18 protein-coding genes and 1 pseudogene are annotated in these 21560 nt (G+C 60.3%); 16 read left to right on the forward strand and 3 right to left on the reverse strand.

Annotated features, from left to right (window positions below):
• The first annotated feature begins 71 nt into the window (after positions 1-71).
• The 12 genes and pseudogenes from CQ041_RS23305 to CQ041_RS26645 form a co-directional block, all read left to right on the forward strand.
• The gene (locus CQ041_RS23305; protein WP_105524742.1) at positions 72-2882 is read left to right on the forward strand and encodes an LPS-assembly protein LptD; all 2811 of its coding nucleotides are present in this window, start codon (positions 72-74) and stop codon (positions 2880-2882) included.
• Positions 2857-4197: a peptidylprolyl isomerase gene (locus CQ041_RS23310; RefSeq protein ID WP_105524744.1), complete on the forward strand. Its 1341-nt coding sequence runs from the start codon at positions 2857-2859 to the stop codon at positions 4195-4197. Before CQ041_RS23305 ends, CQ041_RS23310 begins: the two co-directional genes overlap by 26 nt.
• Positions 4194-5183, forward strand: coding sequence for a 4-hydroxythreonine-4-phosphate dehydrogenase PdxA (gene pdxA, locus CQ041_RS23315; RefSeq protein WP_105524746.1), 990 nt, complete (start codon positions 4194-4196; stop codon positions 5181-5183). The genes CQ041_RS23310 and pdxA overlap by 4 nt, the downstream gene beginning before the upstream one ends.
• Positions 5180-5992, forward strand: a complete 813-nt coding sequence (gene rsmA, locus CQ041_RS23320) for a 16S rRNA (adenine(1518)-N(6)/adenine(1519)-N(6))-dimethyltransferase RsmA (RefSeq protein WP_105524748.1) — start codon at positions 5180-5182, stop codon at positions 5990-5992. The genes pdxA and rsmA overlap by 4 nt, the downstream gene beginning before the upstream one ends.
• A 119-nt stretch (positions 5993-6111) precedes the next feature.
• On the forward strand, positions 6112-6492 hold the full coding sequence (gene apaG / locus CQ041_RS23325; protein WP_105524750.1) for a Co2+/Mg2+ efflux protein ApaG: 381 nt from the start codon (positions 6112-6114) through the stop codon (positions 6490-6492).
• A complete protein-coding gene (locus CQ041_RS23330; protein WP_105524752.1) occupies positions 6492-7340 on the forward strand; it encodes a symmetrical bis(5'-nucleosyl)-tetraphosphatase in 849 nt (282 codons plus the stop codon). Before apaG ends, CQ041_RS23330 begins: the two co-directional genes overlap by 1 nt.
• A gap of 8 nt (positions 7341-7348) precedes the next feature.
• Complete coding sequence (glpE, locus tag CQ041_RS23335; RefSeq protein WP_105524753.1) at positions 7349-7678, forward strand: thiosulfate sulfurtransferase GlpE; 330 nt, start codon at positions 7349-7351, stop codon at positions 7676-7678.
• A 284-nt stretch (positions 7679-7962) separates the two neighbouring features.
• Positions 7963-9885, forward strand: coding sequence for a PrkA family serine protein kinase (locus CQ041_RS23340; RefSeq protein WP_105524755.1), 1923 nt, complete (start codon positions 7963-7965; stop codon positions 9883-9885).
• A gap of 100 nt (positions 9886-9985) precedes the next feature.
• Positions 9986-11257, forward strand: a complete 1272-nt coding sequence (locus CQ041_RS23345) for a YeaH/YhbH family protein (protein WP_017739509.1) — start codon at positions 9986-9988, stop codon at positions 11255-11257.
• Positions 11254-12819, forward strand: a complete 1566-nt coding sequence (locus tag CQ041_RS23350) for a SpoVR family protein (RefSeq protein ID WP_105524757.1) — start codon at positions 11254-11256, stop codon at positions 12817-12819. Before CQ041_RS23345 ends, CQ041_RS23350 begins: the two co-directional genes overlap by 4 nt.
• Positions 12820-12882: 63 nt before the next feature.
• The gene (locus tag CQ041_RS23355) at positions 12883-14112 is read left to right on the forward strand and encodes a multifunctional CCA addition/repair protein (protein ID WP_105524759.1); all 1230 of its coding nucleotides are present in this window, start codon (positions 12883-12885) and stop codon (positions 14110-14112) included.
• Positions 14113-14120: 8 nt separating this feature from the next.
• Positions 14121-14207: pseudogene (locus tag CQ041_RS26645) on the forward strand (outer membrane lipoprotein carrier protein LolA); the annotation flags it as partial.
• Here CQ041_RS26645 and folK read toward each other — a convergent pair.
• Both folK and folB read right to left on the reverse strand, forming a co-directional pair.
• Positions 14203-14721 (reverse strand): 2-amino-4-hydroxy-6-hydroxymethyldihydropteridine diphosphokinase, encoded by a 519-nt coding sequence (gene folK / locus CQ041_RS23360; protein WP_105524761.1) that lies wholly within the window; start codon positions 14719-14721, stop codon positions 14203-14205. The pseudogene CQ041_RS26645 and the gene folK overlap by 5 nt on opposite strands.
• Positions 14712-15065 carry a dihydroneopterin aldolase gene (gene folB / locus CQ041_RS23365; RefSeq protein ID WP_105524763.1) on the reverse strand — a complete coding sequence of 118 codons (354 nt, stop codon included), beginning with the start codon at positions 15063-15065 and terminating at the stop codon, positions 14712-14714. Before folB ends, folK begins: the two co-directional genes overlap by 10 nt.
• A 74-nt stretch (positions 15066-15139) precedes the next feature.
• Here folB and plsY point away from each other — a divergent pair, with 74 nt between their 5' ends.
• Positions 15140-15709, forward strand: a complete 570-nt coding sequence (gene plsY / locus CQ041_RS23370; RefSeq protein WP_105524764.1) for a glycerol-3-phosphate 1-O-acyltransferase PlsY — start codon at positions 15140-15142, stop codon at positions 15707-15709.
• Positions 15710-15741: 32 nt separating this feature from the next.
• Here the strand turns inward: plsY and tsaD are convergent, their stop codons facing one another.
• On the reverse strand, positions 15742-16767 hold the full coding sequence (gene tsaD, locus CQ041_RS23375; protein ID WP_105524765.1) for a tRNA (adenosine(37)-N6)-threonylcarbamoyltransferase complex transferase subunit TsaD: 1026 nt from the start codon (positions 16765-16767) through the stop codon (positions 15742-15744).
• 202 nt (positions 16768-16969) lie between these two features.
• On the opposite strand from tsaD, the gene rpsU reads away from it, so the two are divergent.
• The 3 genes from rpsU (at position 16970) to rpoD (ending at position 21499) form a co-directional block, all read left to right on the forward strand.
• Positions 16970-17185, forward strand: a complete 216-nt coding sequence (gene rpsU, locus CQ041_RS23380) for a 30S ribosomal protein S21 (protein WP_002551877.1) — start codon at positions 16970-16972, stop codon at positions 17183-17185.
• A 425-nt stretch (positions 17186-17610) separates the two neighbouring features.
• Positions 17611-19584 (forward strand): DNA primase, encoded by a 1974-nt coding sequence (dnaG, locus tag CQ041_RS23385; RefSeq protein WP_105524766.1) that lies wholly within the window; start codon positions 17611-17613, stop codon positions 19582-19584.
• 67 nt (positions 19585-19651) lie between these two features.
• Positions 19652-21499, forward strand: coding sequence for an RNA polymerase sigma factor RpoD (rpoD, locus tag CQ041_RS23390; protein WP_105524767.1), 1848 nt, complete (start codon positions 19652-19654; stop codon positions 21497-21499).
• The last annotated feature ends 61 nt before the right edge of the window (positions 21500-21560 follow it).

The following is a 21560-nucleotide window of genomic DNA, read 5'->3' on the forward strand; positions in this document are numbered from 1 at the left end:
TTTTCAGACCATCGAGAGGCGTGCGGCCCAAACCGCGGGCAGATGGCACGCAGGAAGCCCGGACTAATAAGATGGCATTGAAATCCCCCGCGTTTCGTAGAAAATTTCCGTTGCTGGTAACCGGCAGTCTGCTGGCCATGCAACCCTTCGCCACCTCATTCGTGGTCGCCGCGGAACAGTATGACTGCTCAGTCTCTGCTTCGGGTGCCTGGGATTGCGCGCCGAAAACCGCCGCTACCCCGTTGCCACCACGCCCGGTGCATGATGGCGCTGCCGTCAGCTCCACCGAAAGCACGGCGCAAGCCGATGCTGGCGGCAAAGCCGAGGCCGGCCCGCAGACGCCACTGGTCACCGAATCCAAGGGCCGTGGCCTGCGTTCGCGCAGCGCCGACTACAGCCACCTGGACTGGGTGCCTCGCGACAAGCTGACCGCCGCCCAACTGGCCGAGACCGGCCCGTATTGCGGTGGTGCGTACATCGAGCCGATTCGTCCTGGCATGAACGACAAGACGAACAAAAGCGATGCACCGACCTTCATCGGCGCCAAGGCCTCTCGCTACGAGCAGGAGCAACAGGTCGCGACGCTGGCCGGTGACGTCGTCATGCGCCAGGGCAGCATGCAGCTCGAGGCCGAAGAGGCCAGCCTGTACCAGGCCGAAAGCCGCGGCGAGCTGAACGGCAACGTGCGCATGCGTGACAACGGTGCACTGATCGTCGGCGACCACGCCCAGGTTCAGCTGGACACCGGTGCGGCGCAGATCGACAACGCCGAATACGTGCTGCACAAGTCGCGCATCCGCGGTAACGCGCTGTACGCCAAGCGTGCCGAAAACGCGATCATCCGTCTCAAGGACGGTACGTACACCACCTGCGAGCCGGACAGCAACGCCTGGCAGCTCAAGGGCAACAACATCACGTTGAACCCGGCCACCGGTTTCGGTACCGCCACCAACGCGACGTTGCGGATCAAGAACATTCCGATCCTGTACACCCCCTACATCTATTTCCCGATCGACGACCGTCGTCAATCCGGCTTCCTGCCACCGAGCTTCAGCTCCGGCGGCGAGTCCGGTTTCACCCTGGTCACGCCGTACTACTTCAACCTGGCACCGAACTACGATGCCACGTTGTACCCGCAATACATGACCAAGCGCGGCCTGATGATGGAAGGCGAATTCCGCTACCTCACCAAGTCCAGCGAAGGTCAGGTAGGCGGCGCGTACCTGAACGACGACAGTGACGAGCGCAAGCGTCAGTCCGACTACGAAAAAACCCGCTACATGCTCAACTGGCAGCACCGCGGCGGGCTGGATTCGCGCGTACTCACCGAGGTCGACTACACCACGATCAGCGACCCTTACTTCTTCCAGGACCTCAAGTCCAACCAGGAAGGCGTAGAGAGCCGCGACTACGTGAACCAGCAAGGCGCCGTGACGTATCGCGGTGACACCTTCCAGGCACGCCTGAACCTTCAGGCCTACCAGCTGGCGACGATTTCCCAGGTCACCCCGTACAACCGACTGCCGCAGATCACCTTCAACGGCACACTGCCGTACCATCCAGGTGGTTTTGACTTCAGTTACGAAACCGAGGCCGTGCGCTTCGAACGTGACTTGGAGAACGGCACCTTCACCAATGAAGACGGCCAGATCGAGCCTCGCCTGGACACCTACGTCCGTGGCCTGACCCGCGCCAACGGCACCCGTCTGAACCTGGCACCGAAGGTCGAGTACCCGATGAACTGGACCTACGGCTTCGTGACGCCGTCGCTCAAGTACGTCTACACCAAGTACGACCTGGACCTGGACAGCATCGGCAAGAACCAGATCATTGCTGACCAGGCTGCCGCAACCGCTGCCAACCCTTACGCGGGCGGCACGTTCAAGAGCTCCCAGGACCGTGCGGTTCCGGTCGCCAGCATCGACAGCGGCCTGTACTTCGACCGCAACACCAACTGGTTCGGCAAAGACTATCGCCAGACCCTTGAACCGCGTGCGTTCTACCTTTACGTACCGAACAAGGACCAGGCTGATATCCCGGTATTCGACACCAGCGAATACTCGTTCAGCTACGCCTCGCTGTTCCGCGACAACCGCTTCAGCGGCGCGGACCGTATCGGCGACGAGAACAAGCTGTCCCTGGGCTTGACCAGCCGCTGGATCGAAGAGAACGGTTTCGAGCGTCAGCGCGTCTCCGTCGGCCAGGCGCTGTACTTCAAGGATCGTGAAGTTCAACTGCCGGGCATCCTGGCCGCCGACCGTGCCGATGCACGTTCCGACGTGTCACCGGCCGCCCTGGACTACGAGTTCCGCTTCAACCGCGACTGGCGTGCCACCGCAGATTACAACTGGGACACCGAGGAGCACGCCCCTCGTTCCGGTAGCGCGATGTTGCACTACCAGCCGGAAGACAACCCGAACAAGATCATCAACGTTGGTTACCGCTATCGTAACGACCAGGTGGTCTACAACCAGCTGACCGGTAAATGGCAGTTCGGTGGTGACTACGGCAAGCCAGGCGACGCGAACTACGTGAAGGATTACTACAAAATCCAACAACACGATTTCTCGATGATGTGGCCGATCATTCCACAGTGGAACCTGATCACCCGCTGGCAGTACGACTATGCACGCAACCGTACCCTGGAAGCCTTCGGTGGTTTCGAGTACGACAACTGCTGCTGGAAACTGCGCGTCATCAACCGTTACTGGGTTTCCAACGACGAATACAGCCAGATCGCCCCGCTTAACGAAAAGGGTGACCACGGGCTCTTCCTGCAGATCGTCCTCAAAGGACTCGGCGGCCTGACCGGCGCCAAGGTAGAGAGCTTCCTCGACAAAGGCATTGAAGGTTATCGTGAACGTGAAGACCAAGCTTTCTGATTGTCTGCGCCCGCTCGTGCTGGGCGCGCTGTTCCTGGGTACCGCATCGGCACACGCTGCGGTTCAAGAACTGGATAAGGTAGTGGCCATCGTCGATAACGACGTGATCATGCAGAGCCAACTGGACCAACGCGTCAAGGAAGTCCAGCAAACCATCGCCAAGCGTGGCGGTGGCGTGCCACCTACCAGCGTCCTGGACCAACAGGTGCTGGAGCGCCTGATCGTCGAAAACCTGCAACTGCAGATCGGCGACCGTTCCGGCATCCGTATTTCGGACGAAGAACTGAACCAGGCCGTGGGCACCATTGCCCAGCGCAACAACATGAGCGTCGACCAGTTCCGCGCCGCCCTGGCCCACGATGGGTTGTCCTACGAGGACGCCCGTGACCAGATCCGCCGCGAAATGATCATCAGCCGTGTGCGTCAGCGCCGTGTGGCCGAGCGTGTTCAGGTCTCGGAACAGGAAGTGAAGAACTTCCTGGCATCGGACCTTGGCAAGATGCAGCTTTCCGAAGAACTGCACCTGGCCAACATCCTGATCCCGACGCCGGACAGCGCCAACTCCGAGCAGCTCAACGCAGCGGCGGCCAAGACCCAGGCAATCTATGATCGCCTAAAGGCCGGTGCTGACTTCGCCCAGATGGCCATTGCCCAATCCGGCAGCGACAACGCGCTCGAAGGCGGTGACATGGGCTGGCGTAAAGCCGCTCAACTGCCACCTCCGTTCGATCGCGAACTGAGCGCCATGGAAGTCGGCGGCATCACCCAGCCAGCACGTACCCCCGGTGGTTTCATCATCCTGAAATTGCTCGAGCGCCGTGGCGGCGAGACCTCGCTGAAAGACGAAGTGCATGTTCGTCACATCCTGGTCAAACCGAGCGAAATCCGTACTGAAGCCCAAACCAAGGAACTGGCCCAGAAGATCTACGACCGCATTGAAGGCGGTGAAGACTTCGCGACCCTGGCCAAGAGCTTTTCGGAAGATCCGGGTTCTGCCCTCAACGGCGGCGACCTGAACTGGATCGACCCAAAAGCCCTGGTGCCGGAGTTCCAGCAGGTCATGGCCGACACCCCGCAAGGCGTGCTGTCCAAGCCGTTCAAGACCCAATATGGCTGGCACGTACTGGAAGTCCTTGGCCGTCGCGCCACCGACAACACCAACCAGGCCCGCGAGCAACAGGCCCTGAACGTACTGCGTAACCGCAAATACGACGAAGAGCTGCAAACCTGGTTGCGTCAGATCCGTGACGAAGCCTACGTAGAGAACAAGCTGCCAGGCGCCGAGCAAACAGGCACCGACCAGGCAGTTCAGTGAAACCCCAGCGTTTCGCGGTGACACCCGGCGAGCCAGCCGGCATTGGTCCAGACCTGTGCCTGCTGCTCGCCTCGCTCCCCCAGCCACACCCTCTGATCGCCATTACCAGCCGCGACCTGCTCCTCGAGCGGGCCGCGCAACTGGGCGTGGCTGTCAATTTGCTGGACGTAGCGCCAGGCAACTGGCCCGACCTGCCGGCCCCTGCCGGCAGCCTGTACGTGTGGGACACTCCGCTGGCCGCCAAGGTAGTCGCCGGGCAACTGGACAAGGCCAACGCCGCGTTCGTGCTGAACACCCTGACCCGTGCCGGGCAAGGCTGCATCGACGGCGACTTTGCCGGCATGATCACAGCGCCGGTGCACAAGGGCGTGATCAACGAATCCGGCATCGCCTTTTCCGGGCATACCGAATTCCTCGCCGAGCTGACCCGTACCGAACAAGTCGTGATGATGCTGGCCACGCGCGGCCTACGGGTTGCCCTGGTGACCACGCACCTGCCGCTGCGCGACATTGCGGATGCCATCACCGTTGAGCGCGTTGAGCGCGTAACGCGCATTCTGCATGCCGACCTGCGAGACAAATTCGGCATTGCCCAACCGCGTATCCTGGTCTGCGGGCTCAACCCCCACGCCGGTGAAGGCGGGCACCTGGGCCATGAAGAAATCGACATCATCGAACCAACCCTGGAGCGTCTGCGCCTAGAAGGCATGGACCTGCGTGGCCCGTTGCCTGCAGACACTCTGTTTACCCCCAAATATCTGGAGCACTGCGACGCAGTGCTGGCGATGTACCACGACCAGGGGCTGCCGGTGCTTAAATACAAAGGCTTCGGCGCCGCAGTCAACGTGACACTGGGCTTGCCGATCATCCGCACTTCCGTCGACCATGGCACTGCCCTGGACCTGGCGGGCAGCGGCAAGATCGATACCGGCAGCCTGCACGTGGCCCTGGAAACCGCCTATCAGATGGCCGAGACCCGTATATGACCGAGCATTACCAACACCGGGCGCGCAAGCGTTTCGGGCAGAACTTCCTGCACGACGCCGGCGTGATCGACCGCATCCTGCGCTCCATCCACGCCAAGCCTGAAGACCGCCTGCTGGAAATCGGCCCGGGCCAGGGCGCACTGACCCAAGGCCTGCTGGCCAGTGGCGGTCAGCTGGACGTGGTTGAGCTGGACAAGGACCTGATCCCGATCCTCAACCAGCAGTTCGCCGGCAAGTCGAACTTCAACCTGCACCAGGGCGACGCGCTGAAGTTCGACTTCAACAGCCTCAACGCAGCGCCCAACAGCCTGCGGGTGGTGGGCAACCTGCCATACAACATTTCCACGCCGCTGATTTTCCACCTGCTGAACAACGCCGGGATCATCCGCGACATGCACTTCATGCTGCAGAAGGAAGTGGTGGAGCGTCTGGCTGCGGGCCCGGGGGGGGGTGATTGGGGCCGTCTGTCGATCATGGTTCAGTACCACTGCCGCGTAGAACACCTGTTCAACGTCGGCCCGGGTGCGTTCAACCCGCCGCCGAAGGTCGATTCGGCCATCGTGCGCCTGGTGCCCCACGCCGTACTGCCGCACCCGGCCAAAGATCACAAGTTGCTGGAGCGCGTCGTGCGCGAAGCCTTCAATCAGCGCCGCAAGACCTTGCGCAACACCCTCAAGGCCCTGCTGAGCACTGCTGAAATCGAAGCCGCCGGCGTCGATGGCAGCCTGCGCCCCGAGCAACTGGACCTGGCCGCCTTCGTGCGCCTGGCCGATCAGCTCGCCATCCAGCCCGCCCCTGCCGCGGAATAACCTGCGGGAGCGTGCTTGCTCCTACAGAGGCCAGACACATGTCTGGCCTAGTGCCCTGCTCTTGGCCTAGACTGACCCGCATCTGCTGTCCTCCGCTTTTGCTTTTTAAGGCCTCTCGCATGTCCGATCCCCGCTATCAGATCGACGTCAGCGTCGTCACCCGCTTCCTGGCGGACCAATCCCAACCTGAACAGAACCGTTTCGCCTTCGCCTACACCATCACGGTGAAGAACAACGGGCTGGTGCCGGCCAAACTGTTGTCCCGCCACTGGGTGATCACCGACGGTGACGGCCAGGTCGAGGAAGTGCGTGGCGCAGGCGTGGTCGGCCAGCAACCCCTGATCGACAGCGGTGCCAGCCACACCTACAGCAGTGGCACCGTGATGACCTCCAAGGTCGGCACCATGCAAGGCTCGTATCAGATGAAGGCCACCGACGGCCATGCGTTCGACGCCATCATCGCCCCCTTCCGTCTCGCCGTGCCGGGAGCCCTGCACTGATGGCGACGTATGCCGTCGGCGACTTGCAAGGCTGCCTGGAACCCCTCAAGTGCCTTCTCGAACGCGTGGCCTTCGACCCGGCAACGGATCGTCTCTGGCTGGTGGGAGACCTCGTCAACCGCGGCCCGGCCTCGCTGGCAACATTGCGCTACTTATATAGCCTGCGCGAATCCCTGGTGTGCGTATTGGGCAACCATGACCTGCACCTGCTGGCGGCCGGCAATAACATCGAGCGTCTGAAAAAGGGTGATACGCTGAGGGAAATCCTCGAGGCCCCGGACCGCTCGCAATTGCTCGACTGGGTACGTCGGCAAAAGCTCATGCATTACGACGAAGCCCGCGACATCGCCCTGGTCCACGCCGGTATCCCGCCTCAGTGGTCGCTGAAGAAAGCCCTCAAGTGTGCTGCCGAAGTTGAAACCGCCCTGGCCGACGACAAACTCTACACCGCGTACCTCGACGGCATGTACGGCAACGAACCGGCCAAGTGGGACAATGACCTGACTGGCGTCACGCGCCTGCGGGTGATCACCAACTACTTCACGCGCATGCGTTTCTGCACCGCCGAAGGCAAGCTGGACCTCAAGAGCAAGGAAGGCGTCGACACCGCACTGCCAGGCTACAAGCCGTGGTTCGCGCACAAGGATCGCAAGACCCGCGACACCCAGATCATCTTCGGCCACTGGGCAGCGCTCGAGGGCAAGTGCTCTGAGCCCGGCGTCCACGCCCTCGACACCGGTTGCGTATGGGGCGGTGCCATGACCCTGATGAACATCGACACCGGCGAGCGCCATAGCTGCCAGTGCGAATCCCCCCTTTCCGTCACCTTGCCGGCCGCCAAGCCCTAGGAGCCCCCATGAGCGAATTCAAACGCATTCCCCCCGAACAAGCCCAGGCGCTGCGCGAGCAAGGCGCAGTGGTGGTCGACATCCGCGACCAGCCAACGTATGCAGCGGCCCATATCAGTGGCGCCCAGCACCTGGACAACCACAATATCGCCGATTTCATCCGTGCCGCCGACCTCGATGCGCCCGTCATCGTCGCCTGCTACCACGGCAACTCCAGCCAGAGTGCGGCTGCCTACCTGATCAGCCAGGGCTTCTCGGACGTCTACAGTCTGGACGGCGGCTTCGAACTCTGGCGTGCGAGCTACCCTTCGGAAATTTCCTCAGGCGATTCGCAATAATTTTTTTCACTCCCCGCTATCCCGCGTGACGCTTGGGCTCGCGCCGTTTCTGACGAACGGCGCAGCCAAACTAATTGCGCATCCCGCCTTGACCTCCCGGATTCCGAACTATCCTTAAGCGCAGGCCATCCGAATCAGGGGAGAGCCGGTACACCGGCGTGCGGGTCATCGGTAGCGTTTAGGGTGTTCTGGGGGGAAAACGGCCATTGGCGATCGTCAATGACTGCCAGCATCGACTGATTGATCCGGCGTCGGCTCCACGTATCGAGCGAGGTGACGACGTCATGAGTATTTTTAGCCACTTCCAACAACGCTTCGAGTCCACACAGCAGGAAGAACTCACGCTGCAAGAGTATCTCGAGCTGTGCAAACAGGACCGCAGTACCTATGCGTCTGCCGCCGAACGCCTGCTATTGGCAATTGGTGAGCCGGAGCTGGTAGACACCTCGAACAACTCGCGCCTGTCGCGAATATTTTCCAACAAGGTGATTCGCCGCTATCCGGCCTTTGAAGACTTCCATGGAATGGAAGAATGCATCGACCAGATCGTCTCCTACTTCCGCCATGCCGCCCAAGGCCTGGAAGAGAAGAAACAGATCCTCTACCTGCTCGGCCCCGTCGGGGGTGGTAAATCGTCCCTGGCCGAAAAACTCAAACAGCTGATCGAGAAGGTGCCCTTCTACGCGATCAAGGGATCACCTGTCTTCGAGTCGCCTCTGGGCCTGTTCAACGCCACCGAAGATGGCGCGATCCTCGAAGAAGACTTCGGCATCCCACGCCGCTACCTCAACACCATCATGTCGCCCTGGGCCACCAAGCGCCTGGCCGAGTTCGGTGGTGATATCAGCCAGTTCCGCGTGGTCAAGCTCTACCCGTCCATCCTCAACCAGATTGGCGTGGCCAAGACCGAACCGGGGGATGAGAACAACCAGGATATCTCGGCGCTCGTGGGCAAGGTCGATATCCGCAAACTGGAAGAATTCCCGCAGAACGACGCCGACGCCTACAGCTACTCGGGCGCGCTTTGCCGGGCCAACCAGGGCCTGATGGAATTCGTGGAGATGTTCAAGGCACCGATCAAGGTGCTGCACCCACTGCTCACCGCGACCCAGGAAGGCAACTACAACAGCACCGAGGGCCTGGGCGCGATTCCGTTCACCGGGATCCTGCTGGCTCACTCCAACGAATCGGAATGGCACACTTTCCGCAACAACAAGAACAACGAAGCCTTCATCGACCGGATCTACATAGTCAAGGTGCCGTACTGCCTGCGGGTCAGCGATGAAATCAAGATCTACGACAAGCTGCTGTTCAACAGCTCCCTGGCCAAGGCCCATTGCGCGCCTGACACCTTGAAAATGCTGGCGCAGTTCACCGTGCTTTCGCGCCTCAAGGAGCCGGAGAACTCGAACATCTATTCGAAGATGCGCGTGTACGACGGTGAAAACCTCAAAGACACCGATCCGAAGGCCAAGTCGATCCAGGAATACCGCGACACGGCGGGCGTTGATGAGGGCATGAACGGTCTGTCGACGCGGTTCGCGTTCAAGATCCTGTCCAAGGTCTTCAACTTCGACCCTCACGAGATCGCCGCCAACCCGGTGCACTTGCTGTATGTGCTGGAACAGCAGATCGAACAGGAACAATTCCAGGCCGAGACCCGCGAGCGCTACCTGCGCTTCCTCAAGGAATACCTGGCGCCGCGCTACATCGAGTTCATTGGCAAGGAAATCCAGACCGCGTACCTGGAGTCCTACAGCGAATACGGCCAGAACATCTTCGACCGCTACGTGCTTTACGCCGACTTCTGGATCCAGGATCAGGAATACCGCGACCCGGAAACCGGCGAGATCCTCAACCGCGTGGCCCTCAACGAGGAACTGGAGAAAATCGAGAAACCCGCCGGCATCAGCAATCCGAAGGATTTCCGTAACGAAATCGTCAACTTCGTGCTGCGTGCGCGTGCCAACAACAATGGCAAGAACCCCACTTGGCTCAGCTACGAGAAGCTGCGGGTGGTCATCGAGAAGAAAATGTTCTCCAACACCGAGGATCTGCTGCCGGTCATCAGCTTCAACGCCAAGGCCAGCAAGGAGGATCAGCAAAAACACAACGACTTCGTCACACGAATGGTCGAGCGTGGCTACACCGACAAACAGGTACGGCTTCTGTCGGAATGGTACCTACGGGTCCGGAAATCGCAGTAAGAGCGCAGCTGCAAGCATCTAGCGACAAGCTGCAAGTAACAGCCTTCCCGCTCTTGCTTGCAGCTTGATGCTTACGACTTGAAGCTCCCCGGAGGGGCCCATGAGCTATGTGATCGACCGACGCCTCAATGGCAAGAACAAGAGCACGGTAAACCGCCAGCGTTTCCTGCGGCGTTACCGTGACCACATTAAAAAGGCGGTGGAAGAAGCCGTCAGCCGCCGTTCCATCACCGATATGGAGCATGGCGAACAGATCAGTATTCCCGGACGCGACATCGACGAGCCGGTGCTGCATCACGGTCGGGGCGGCAAGCAGACCGTCGTTCACCCTGGCAACAAGGAATTCACCACCGGCGAACATATCCAGCGCCCTCAAGGGGGTGGCGGCGGCAAAGGCCCGGGCAAGGCCGGCAACTCCGGCGAGGGCATGGACGAGTTCGTGTTCCAGATCACCCAGGAGGAATTCCTCGAATTCATGTTCGAAGACCTGGAACTGCCCAACCTGGTCAAACGCAACCTCACTGGCACCGACACCTTCAAGACGGTACGCGCGGGCATCAGCAACGAGGGCAATCCGTCCCGCATCAACATCATTCGTACCCTGCGCTCAGCGCACGCACGGCGTATTGCACTGTCCGGCAGCAGTCGTGCCAAACTCAAGGAGGCGAAGGAAGAGTTGGCGCGGCTGAAGCGCGAAGAACCAGACAACTTCGGCGACATTCAGGACATCGAAGCGGAAATCGAGAAGCTCAGCGCGCGCATTCACCGTGTGCCCTTCCTCGATACGTTCGACTTGAAATACAACCTGCTGGTCAAACAGCCCAACCCCAGCTCCAAGGCAGTGATGTTCTGCCTGATGGACGTTTCCGGCTCCATGACCCAGGCCACCAAGGACATTGCCAAGCGTTTCTTCATCCTGTTGTACCTGTTCCTGAAGCGCAACTACGACAAGATCGACGTTGTTTTCATCCGCCATCACACCAGCGCCCGGGAAGTCGACGAAGAAGAGTTCTTCTACTCACGGGAAACCGGCGGCACCATCGTCTCCAGCGCCTTGAAGCTGATGCAGGAAATCATGGCCGAGCGCTACCCGGCCAATGAATGGAATATCTACGCCGCCCAGGCTTCGGACGGCGACAACTGGAACGACGATTCGCCTATCTGCCGTGACATCCTGATCAACCAGATCATGCCGTTCGTGCAGTACTACACGTACGTCGAGATCACCCCCCGTGAGCACCAGGCCCTGTGGTTCGAATACGAGCGCATCGGCGAAGCCTTTGCCGACACGTTCGCCCAACAGCAATTGGTCTCGGCCGGCGATATCTACCCGGTCTTCCGTGAACTCTTCCAGCGCAGGTTAGTGACATGACCGCCAAAAAAGAGCAAAGACGCCAACCGATTTCCACGGGGTCCGAGTGGACCTTCGAACTGATCCAGGCCTATGACCGGGAAATCAGCCGCATTGCGGCGGGTTATGCCCTGGACACCTACCCCAACCAGATCGAAGTGATCACGGCCGAACAGATGATGGATGCCTATGCGTCAGTGGGCATGCCCCTGGGCTATCACCACTGGTCCTACGGCAAGCACTTCCTCAGTACCGAGAAATCCTACAGCCGTGGCCAGATGGGCCTGGCCTATGAGATCGTGATCAATTCAGACCCATGCATCGCGTACCTGATGGAAGAAAACACCATCTGCATGCAGGCACTGGTCGTGGCTCACGCGTGCTATGGCCATAACAGCTTTTTCAAGGGCAATTACCTGTTCCGTACCTGGACCGATGCCAGTTCGATCATTGATTACCTGGTGTTCGCCAAGCAGTACATCATGCAGTGCGAGGAGCGCCATGGCATCGATGCAGTGGAAGACCTGCTCGACTCCTGCCACGCCCTGATGAACTACGGTGTGGACCGCTACAAGCGCCCCTACCCGATCTCTGCCGAGGAAGAACGCCTGCGCCAAAAGGAGCGTGAGGAGCACCTGCAGAAACAGATCAACGACCTGTGGCGCACCATTCCGAAAAAAGCCGGCAAGAACAGCGACAAGGACAATGCGCGCTTCCCCGCCGAACCTCAGGAAAACATCCTGTATTTTCTGGAAAAGCACGCACCGTTATTGGAGCCGTGGCAACGGGAAATCGTGCGTATCGTGCGCAAGATCGCTCAGTATTTTTATCCACAGCGCCAGACCCAGGTGATGAACGAAGGCTGGGCAACGTTCTGGCATTACACGCTGATGAACGACCTCTACGACGAGGGCCTGGTCACCGACGGCTTCATGATGGAGTTCCTCACTTCCCACACCAGCGTGGTTTTCCAGCCCGGCTTCGACAGCCCCTACTACAACGGCATCAACCCTTACGCGCTGGGCTTTGCCATGTACCGAGACATCCGGCGGATGTGCGAACACCCCACCGAAGAAGATCGCCGCTGGTTCCCGGAGATTGCCGGCAGCGACTGGCTGTCGACGATCAAGTTCGCCATGAGCAGCTTCAAGGATGAGAGTTTCATCCTGCAGTACCTGTCACCCCAGGTGATCCGTGACCTCAAGCTGTTCAGCATCCTCGACGACGACCTCAAGGACGACCTTGTGGTCCCGGCAATCCATGATGAGCCGGGCTATCGCACCATCCGCGAAACCCTGGCGGCCCAGTACAACCTCGGCAACCGCGAACCCAACGTGCAGATCTACAGCATCGACGTGCGGGGCGACCGCTCGCTGACGTTGCGTCACCAGCAGCACGACCGCAAACCGCTGGGCGAATCCACTGAAGAAGTGCTCAAGCACCTGCACCGGCTGTGGGGCTTCGACATACACCTGGAAACCTTGCAGGGCGATCAAGTGATGAAAACCCATCACGTTCCCCCGCGCAGCGATCACAACGACAACGACTACGGCCGCCTGGACCTGGCCGTCGTTCACCTCTGAAACAGCAAAGCCTCCATTGGTCAGGCGCAGGCGGTATCCTGTGCCGCTAATGGAGGCTTTTTCATGAAAATCTATACAGTCGGCGGCGCGGTACGGGACCGCCTCCTGGGCATCCCGGTCACCGATATCGACCGCGTTGTCGTGGGCGCAACGGCCGAAGAGATGCTCGCCAAGGGCTACAAGCCGGTGGGCGCTGACTTTCCAGTATTCCTCGACCCCAAAAACGGCGATGAATACGCGCTCGCCCGGACTGAACGCAAAAGTGGCCGGGGTTACGGCGGTTTTGTGTTCCATGCCAGTCCGGACGTCACGCTGGAAGAAGACCTGATCCGCCGCGACCTCACCATCAATGCCATGGCGGAAGACGACGACGGCAACCTGACCGACCCCTACCACGGCCAACGCGATCTCGAGGCGCGCATTTTGCGCCACGTTTCGCCCGCGTTCGCCGAAGATCCTCTACGGGTCCTGCGTGTTGCCCGCTTTGCCGCACGTTACGCCTCGCTGGGCTTTCGCGTGGCGCCTGAAACGTTGGAGCTGATGCGCCAACTCAGCGAATCGGGAGAGCTGGAAGCGTTGACGCCGGAGCGCAGCTGGAAGGAAATCTCCCGTGCACTGATGGAAGACCAGCCCCAGGTGTTCATCCAGGTGCTGCGTGACTGCGGCGCCCTGAAGACCCTGATGCCGGAAGTGGACGCTCTATTCGGCGTGCCACAGCCCGAGGCCCATCACCCCGAAATCGACACGGGCGTACACACCCTGAGCGTGCTGGAACAAAGCGCTGTGCATAAACAGCCGCTGACTGTGCGCTGGGCTTGCCTGCTGCATGACCTGGGCAAGGGCCTGACGCCTGTGGATAAGTTGCCGCAGCATATTGCCCACGAATTCAAAGGGCTGAAGCTGATAAAGGCGGTCAACGAACGCTTCAAAGTGCCGAAGGATTGCCAGGAATTGGCCCTGCTGGTGGGCCAGTATCACACGCACGGCCATCGCGCTCTGGAGCTGAAAGCCTCGACGCTGCTGGACTTGCTGCAGAGTTTTGACGTGTATCGCCGGCCGCAGCGGTTTGAAGAGTTTGTGGTCGCCTGTGAAATGGATGCGCGGGGCCGCAAGGGTTTTGAGCAGCGAAGTTATCCACAGGCGGACTATTTGCGCGGCGCAGCGAAGGCGGCACGCGAAGTGGCCGTTGCACCGTTACTGGAGAAGGGTTTCAAAGGCCCGGAACTGGGCGAGGCACTCAAGCGCGAACGGCTCAAGGCGCTAAAAGCCTACAAGGAACACAACCCCCTGTAGGAGCGGGCTTGCCCGCGAAGATCGTCAACGATAACGCGGGCAGCCTGACGATACGCGGCGCCCTCAGATTTTTCGCGAGCAAGCTCGCTCCTACAGGGCGGCGTTCGGGGTGAGTTGCTGGCCCTGCCACTCAAACGCGACGGGCGCCAGCACCTGGTCGATCTGCGCATCGCACCACAGTTCAGCCAAGGTCTTGCCCGCTTCCGGGTGCACGCGCTGCGGAGCCATCAGCGACAGCGGCCACAGCACGAAAGCATTCTTCAGGATCTCTGCGCGCGGCAGGATAAGGCCGTCGAAGTTACCGACCAAGTCGCCATACAGCAGCACGTCGATGTCCAACGGCAAGCCCTTGCGATCGGGTGCATAACGACCATTGTCGGCCTCGATGAATTTCAGCCGGCGATCCAGTTCCATCAACGGCAGGTCGGTGCAACCCGACACCACCAGGTTGAAGAATGGCCCGCTCTTGATCCCCACCGGCTGGCTTTCAAACACCGCCGAGCAGCGCATGTCGGTCAAAAACACCGCCAACGCGTCAAGGCCGGCGCACAGGTGGGTGTGGCGCTCGATATTGCTGCCAAGGCCAAGGTAAACCTGAGTTAGCGACATCCGCGCTCGATCTCCACGCCCACGCCTTTGGCAGCTGGCAAGGCGCCCGGCTTGGTCAACTTGAGGTGCAGCCAGGGAATCTGGAACTCGCTCATCAGGACTTCGGCCAGGCGCTCGGCGAAGGTCTCGACCAGTTGGTACTGGGATTGCTCGGCAAACGCCTGGATGCGTGCGGACACACTGGCGTAATCCAGCGCCAGGGTCAGGTCGTCACCGGCCGCTGCCGGGCGGTTGTCCCAGGCAAAGCTCAGGTCCAGGCGCAGGCATTGGCGGATTCCGCGTTCCCAGTCGTAGGCTCCGATCACGGTGTCCACTTCCAGGCCTTCGATAAACACTCTGTCCAAGCACTCTTCTCCGCAGCACGACAAGGGCGCGATGCCCCGTTAGAATCAGGGCGTCCTCGCCCGGAATAGTTAGCATGTTTTGGTCACTGGCGATTTTCGCCTACCTGCTCGGCTCGCTGTCCTTCGCCATTTTGCTCAGCCGCCTGACGGGAAATCCCGACCCGCGAATGAGTGGCTCAGGCAATGCCGGCGCCACCAATATGCTGCGCCTGGCCGGCAAGAAACTCGCCGTGCTGACGCTGCTGGGCGATCTGTGCAAGGGCCTGTTGCCCGTACTCATCGCCAGCCTCGCCGGCCTTACCCTGCAACAGCAGGCCTGGGTTGGCGTGTGTGCCGTCCTCGGCCATCTGTTTCCCCTGTACTTCCGCTTTCGCGGTGGCAAAGGTGTCGCTACGGCGGCCGGCATGCTGCTGGGGATTTACCCACCGGCAGCGCTGCTGGCCGTTATCGCCTGGCTGCTGACCTTCTACCTGACCCGCACCAGCTCACTCGCCGCGTTGATCGCAACGCCACTGACCCTGCCGTTGCTGGCCTGGCAGGAACCGGCGGCGCTGTTGCCGATGAGCGTGCTGACTCTGCTGATCGTCTGGCGCCACCGGGGCAATTTACGCGACCTGTTTGCCGGGCGCGAACGGCATTTTTAAATCCGTTCGATGAGCCTGGCTCACGTCAGCCCTCACAACGGCGACAACTGCTCCATAGGCCAGCGCGCCTGCACGCTGATCGCCAGGCTTTCGTGCTGGCCGGCTTGCAGGCGCTGGCAGCCGGCGTAGGCGATCATCGCGCCATTGTCGGTGCAGAACTCGGGGCGCGCGTAGAACACATCGCCCTTCATGTCGCCGAGCATTTTTTCCAGTGAAACGCGCAACGCCTTGTTGGCGCTGACACCGCCAGCGATCACCAGGCGCTTCATGCCCGCCTGTTTAAGGGCGCGCTTGCACTTGATGGTCAAAGTCTCCACCACGGCCTGCTGGAACGCCAGCGCGATGTCGCAACGGGCTTGCTCACTGTCGTCCCCGGCGCTGACGCTCTGCTGCCAGGTATTGAGCGCCGAGGTCTTCAGGCCGCTGAAGCTGAACATCAGCCCCGGGCGATCGCACATCGGGCGAGGGAACGTGTAGCGCCCGGCCGTGCCTTTTTCGGCCAGGCGAGCGATTTCCGGGCCGCCTGGATAATTGAGGCCCATCATCTTCGCGGTTTTGTCGAAGGCTTCGCCGGCGGCGTCGTCGAGCGACTCACCCAACAGGGTGTATTGGCCGATGCCATCGACCTGAACCAGCTGCGTATGGCCGCCGGAAACCAACAAAGCGACGAACGGAAACTCAGGGGGTGTTTTTTCCAGCATGGGCGCCAATAAATGGCCTTCCATGTGGTGCACACCCAAGGCCGGAATGCCCCAGGCAAACGCCAGTGCCTGGGCGCAAGAGGCCCCAACCAGAAGGGCTCCCACCAATCCGGGGCCGGCGGTGTAGGCAATGGCGTCGATCTCGGTGGCCACGCAGCCGGCCTCGTCCAGCACCTGGCGAATCAACGGCAGCATGCGCTTGACGTGATCGCGGCTGGCAAGCTCCGGCACCACGCCGCCGTAGGCACGATGCAGGTCGATCTGACTGAACAGTGCATCGGCCAAAAGCCCGCGTTCACTGTCGTAAAGTGCGACACCGGTTTCGTCGCAGGAGGTTTCAAGTCCCAGTACTAGCATGGGTTTGCGCCTTGTAGAGGCTGAATTCGAAGGCGCGCATAATAGTCGCCACTCCACCTCCCGACTAGCGGTTTTCGATCAGAGGCTTTGCATTCCGGGCAATGAGGGGTTAACATCCGCAACCCTTAAAAACCGACGACCTCAGCCGCGAATTGTTTGCGACGAGAACGTTGATCCCGGTAATGAAAGAAGGTAGCTCTGGATGCCAGCCGTCAAAGTTAAAGAGAACGAACCCTTCGACGTAGCTCTGCGTCGTTTCAAGCGCTCCTGCGAAAAAGCCGGTGTACTGGCTGAAGTTCGTAGCCGCGAATTTTACGAGAAGCCAACTTCTGAGCGTAAGCGCAAAGCAGCAGCCGCTGTTAAGCGTCACGCCAAGAAAGTTCAGCGCGAACAGCGCCGCGCCGTTCGTCTGTACTAATACACAGACGTTCGTAGCAAGCTTCTGCCAAGCCCGGCCCTCAGCCGGGCTATTGGCATTTGCGGATATCGCTTGATGCTTCACTGTTGACGCCGCACACGCGACCGATACAACTGCTTCACACGTCAGAACTGGCTTTTCTGCCAGCGTGCACGTCTCTCCTGACGAGCCTAACAAGGCTACTGACGAGCACACTCATTCTATAAACAGGCGACCAAACCGGTCGACTGCGCCCATCGAGCTCCAAGGCCCGCCGTTGGCCTGTATCGGACGCCCGGGCACCCTTTCTATGCCAAAGACTGAATAGAAATTAACGTCAGTGAATGTTCGGCAGATACACTTCCATGCAGCCCATCGAGCCACTCACCAGGTGCGCTTGAGCATTTCACGGGCCCTCATTTACACGCAGTGATGACGAGAACGCCATGGCCGGGCTGATTCCCCAGAGCTTTATTGACGACCTGCTGAACCGCACCGACATCGTCGATGTTGTCAGCTCGCGCGTGCAAATGAAGAAGGCCGGCAAGAACTACACCGCCTGCTGCCCGTTCCACAAGGAAAAGACCCCGTCGTTCAGCGTCAGCCCCGACAAGCAGTTCTACTACTGCTTCGGCTGCGGCGCGGGCGGCAATGCCCTCGGCTTCATCATGGACCACGACAACCTGGACTTCCCCCAGGCCGTCGAGGAACTGGCCAAAGCCGCCGGCATGGAAATCCCCCGCGAAGAAAGTGGCCGCCCGCACAAACCGCGCCAGCCCACCGATTCGCCGCTGTACCCGCTGCTGACGGCCGCTGCCGACTTCTATCGCCAGGCACTTAAAAGCCATCCGCAGCGCAAGGCCGCTGTCGACTACCTCAAAGGCCGCGGCCTCACCGGCGAAATCGCCCGCGACTTCGGCCTGGGTTTCGCGCCGCCCGGTTGGGACAACCTGTACAAGCACCTGAGCAGCGACACCTTGCAGCAAAAGGCCATGATCGACGCCGGCCTGCTGGTGGAGAACGCCGAGACCGGCAAGCGTTATGACCGCTTCCGCGACCGCGTGATGTTTCCGATCCGCGACAGCCGTGGCCGCATCATCGCCTTCGGTGGGCGCGTACTGGGCGACGACAAGCCCAAGTACTTGAACTCCCCGGAAACGCCGGTATTCCACAAGGGCCAGGAACTCTACGGGCTATTCGAGGCGCGCAAGAACAACCGCAACCTCGACGAGATCATTGTGGTTGAAGGCTATATGGACGTGATCGCCCTGGCCCAGCAAGGCTTGCGCAATGCCGTGGCCACGCTCGGCACCGCGACCAGTGAAGAACACCTGAAGCGCCTGTTCCGCGTCGTGCCCAGCGTGCTGTTCTGTTTCGACGGCGACCAGGCTGGCCGCAACGCCGCCTGGCGCGCACTCGAAGCCACGCTGTCGAGCCTGCAGGATGGTCGCCGTGCGCGATTTCTGTTCCTGCCCGAAGGCGAAGACCCGGACACCCTGGTGCGCTCCGAAGGCACCGACGCCTTCCGCGCCCGCATCAATCAACACGCTCAGCCGCTGGCGGACTACTTCTTCCAGCAACTGACCGAAGAGGCTGACCCGCGCTCCCTCGAAGGCAAGGCCCACATGGCCACGCTCGCGGCGCCGCTGATCGACAAAGTACCCGGGGCCAACCTGCGCACCCTGATGCGCCAGCGCCTGCTGGAGATCACCGGATTAAGCGGCGAAGCCGTCAGCCAGCTGGTACACAGCGCCCCACAGGATGCACCGCCCCCAGCCTACGATCCGGGCATGGATTACGACGCCATGCCGGACTATTCCGACTTCCACCAACCGCATGACGCCTATGCGCCCCAGCAGGAGTGGACGCCGAAAAAACCCGGCGCCGGCGGCAAGAAGTGGGACAAGAAACCGTGGAACAAGAATGGCAAGCGCGGCGATCGCGACGAAGCCTACGCTCCGCGAACCCCGGTCGCCGTCGAAGCGCCCACATTGATTGCCCTGCGCACACTGATTCATCACCCGCAATTGGCGGGCAAGGTGGAGAGCGCCGATCATTTTGCCAATGCGAGCAACACCTATGCTCAGGTGCTGATTGCCCTGATCGAGGCCGTGCAGAAAAATCCTAAGCTAAACTCAATCCAGCTGATGGCGCGCTGGCACGGCACAGAACAAGGCCGACTGCTCAAAGCGCTGGCGGAAAAGGAGTGGCTAATTGACGGCGACAACCTTGAACAACAGTTTTTAGACACCATTACTAGGTTATCCGCGGGCCAGCACACGCAGACCCTCGATGAACTGATCAAGAGAGCAAGGCAGCCGGGATTGACGGCTGAAGAGCAAATTCAGATAGCAAAACAGATGCGCGACCTCTTAAAACAGAACGTTTGCGCATCAAACCCGACCTCAGCTGGCGTGTGAGGTCATAGCTCGGGTATAATCCTCGGCTTGTTTTTTGCCCGCCAAGACCTTCAGTGGATAGGGTGTTATGTCCGGAAAAGCGCAACAGCAGTCTCGTATCAAAGAGTTGATCACCCTTGGTCGTGAGCAGAAGTATCTGACTTACGCAGAGGTCAACGATCACCTGCCTGAGGATATTTCAGATCCAGAGCAGGTGGAAGACATCATCCGCATGATTAATGACATGGGGATCCCCGTACACGAGAGTGCTCCGGATGCGGACGCCCTTATGTTGGCCGACGCCGATACCGACGAGGCAGCCGCTGAAGAAGCCGCTGCAGCGCTGGCCGCGGTGGAGACCGACATCGGTCGCACGACTGACCCTGTGCGCATGTATATGCGTGAAATGGGTACCGTCGAGTTGCTGACACGCGAAGGCGAAATCGAAATCGCCAAGCGTATCGAAGAGGGCATCCGTGAAGTGATGGGCGCAATCGCGCACTTCCCTGGCACGGTTGACCACATTCTCTCCGAGTACACTCGCGTCACCACCGAAGGTGGCCGCCTGTCCGACGTCTTGAGCGGTTATATCGACCCGGACGACGGCATTGCGCCGCCTGCTGCCGAAGTGCCACCGCCTGTCGATGCCAAGGCCGCGAAAGCGGACGACGATTCCGACGACGACGATGCCGAAAGCAGTGACGACGAAGAAGAAGCCGAAAGCGGTCCAGACCCGATCATCGCCGCCCAGCGTTTCGGTGCGGTTTCCGATCAAATGGAAATCACCCGCAAGGCCCTGAAGAAGCACGGTCGCGCCAACAAGCAGGCAATCGCCGAGCTGCTGGCCCTGGCTGAGCTGTTCATGCCGATCAAGCTGGTCCCGAAGCAATTCGAAGGCCTGGTTGAACGCGTTCGTAGCGCCCTTGAGCGTCTGCGTGCACAAGAGCGTGCGATCATGCAGCTCTGTGTCCGTGATGCGCGCATGCCGCGTACCGACTTCCTGCGCCAGTTCCCGGGCAACGAAGTTGACGAAAGCTGGACTGACGCCCTAGCCAAGGGCAAGGCGAAATACGCCGAAGCCATTGGCCGCTTGCAACCGGACATCATCCGTTGCCAGCAGAAGCTGCAAGCATTGGAGACCGAAACCGGTCTGACGATTGCCGAGATCAAGGACATCAACCGTCGCATGTCGATCGGTGAGGCCAAGGCCCGCCGCGCGAAGAAAGAGATGGTTGAAGCAAACTTGCGTCTGGTGATCTCCATCGCCAAGAAGTACACCAACCGTGGCCTGCAATTCCTCGACCTGATCCAGGAAGGCAACATCGGCTTGATGAAGGCTGTGGACAAGTTCGAATACCGTCGCGGCTACAAGTTCTCGACTTATGCCACCTGGTGGATCCGTCAGGCGATCACTCGCTCGATCGCCGACCAGGCCCGCACCATCCGTATTCCGGTGCACATGATCGAGACCATCAACAAGCTCAACCGTATTTCCCGGCAGATGTTGCAGGAAATGGGTCGCGAACCGACCCCGGAAGAGCTGGGCGAACGCATGGAAATGCCTGAGGATAAAATCCGCAAGGTATTGAAGATCGCTAAAGAGCCGATCTCCATGGAAACCCCGATTGGTGATGACGAAGACTCCCATCTGGGTGACTTCATCGAAGACTCGACCATGCAGTCGCCAATCGATGTCGCCACTGTTGAGAGCCTCAAAGAAGCGACTCGCGACGTACTCTCCGGCCTCACTGCCCGTGAAGCCAAGGTACTGCGCATGCGTTTCGGCATCGACATGAATACCGACCACACCCTTGAGGAAGTCGGTAAGCAGTTTGACGTGACCCGCGAGCGGATCCGTCAGATCGAAGCCAAGGCGCTGCGCAAGTTGCGCCACCCGACGCGAAGCGAGCATCTGCGCTCCTTCCTCGACGAGTGATACCAGAACCCCCGGCCCAGGCCGGGGGTTTTGTTTTCTATGGATTTCTTTCTGTAGATTA

This window comes from Pseudomonas sp. MYb60 (assembly GCF_002979555.1).
GTDB lineage: Bacteria > Pseudomonadota > Gammaproteobacteria > Pseudomonadales > Pseudomonadaceae > Aquipseudomonas.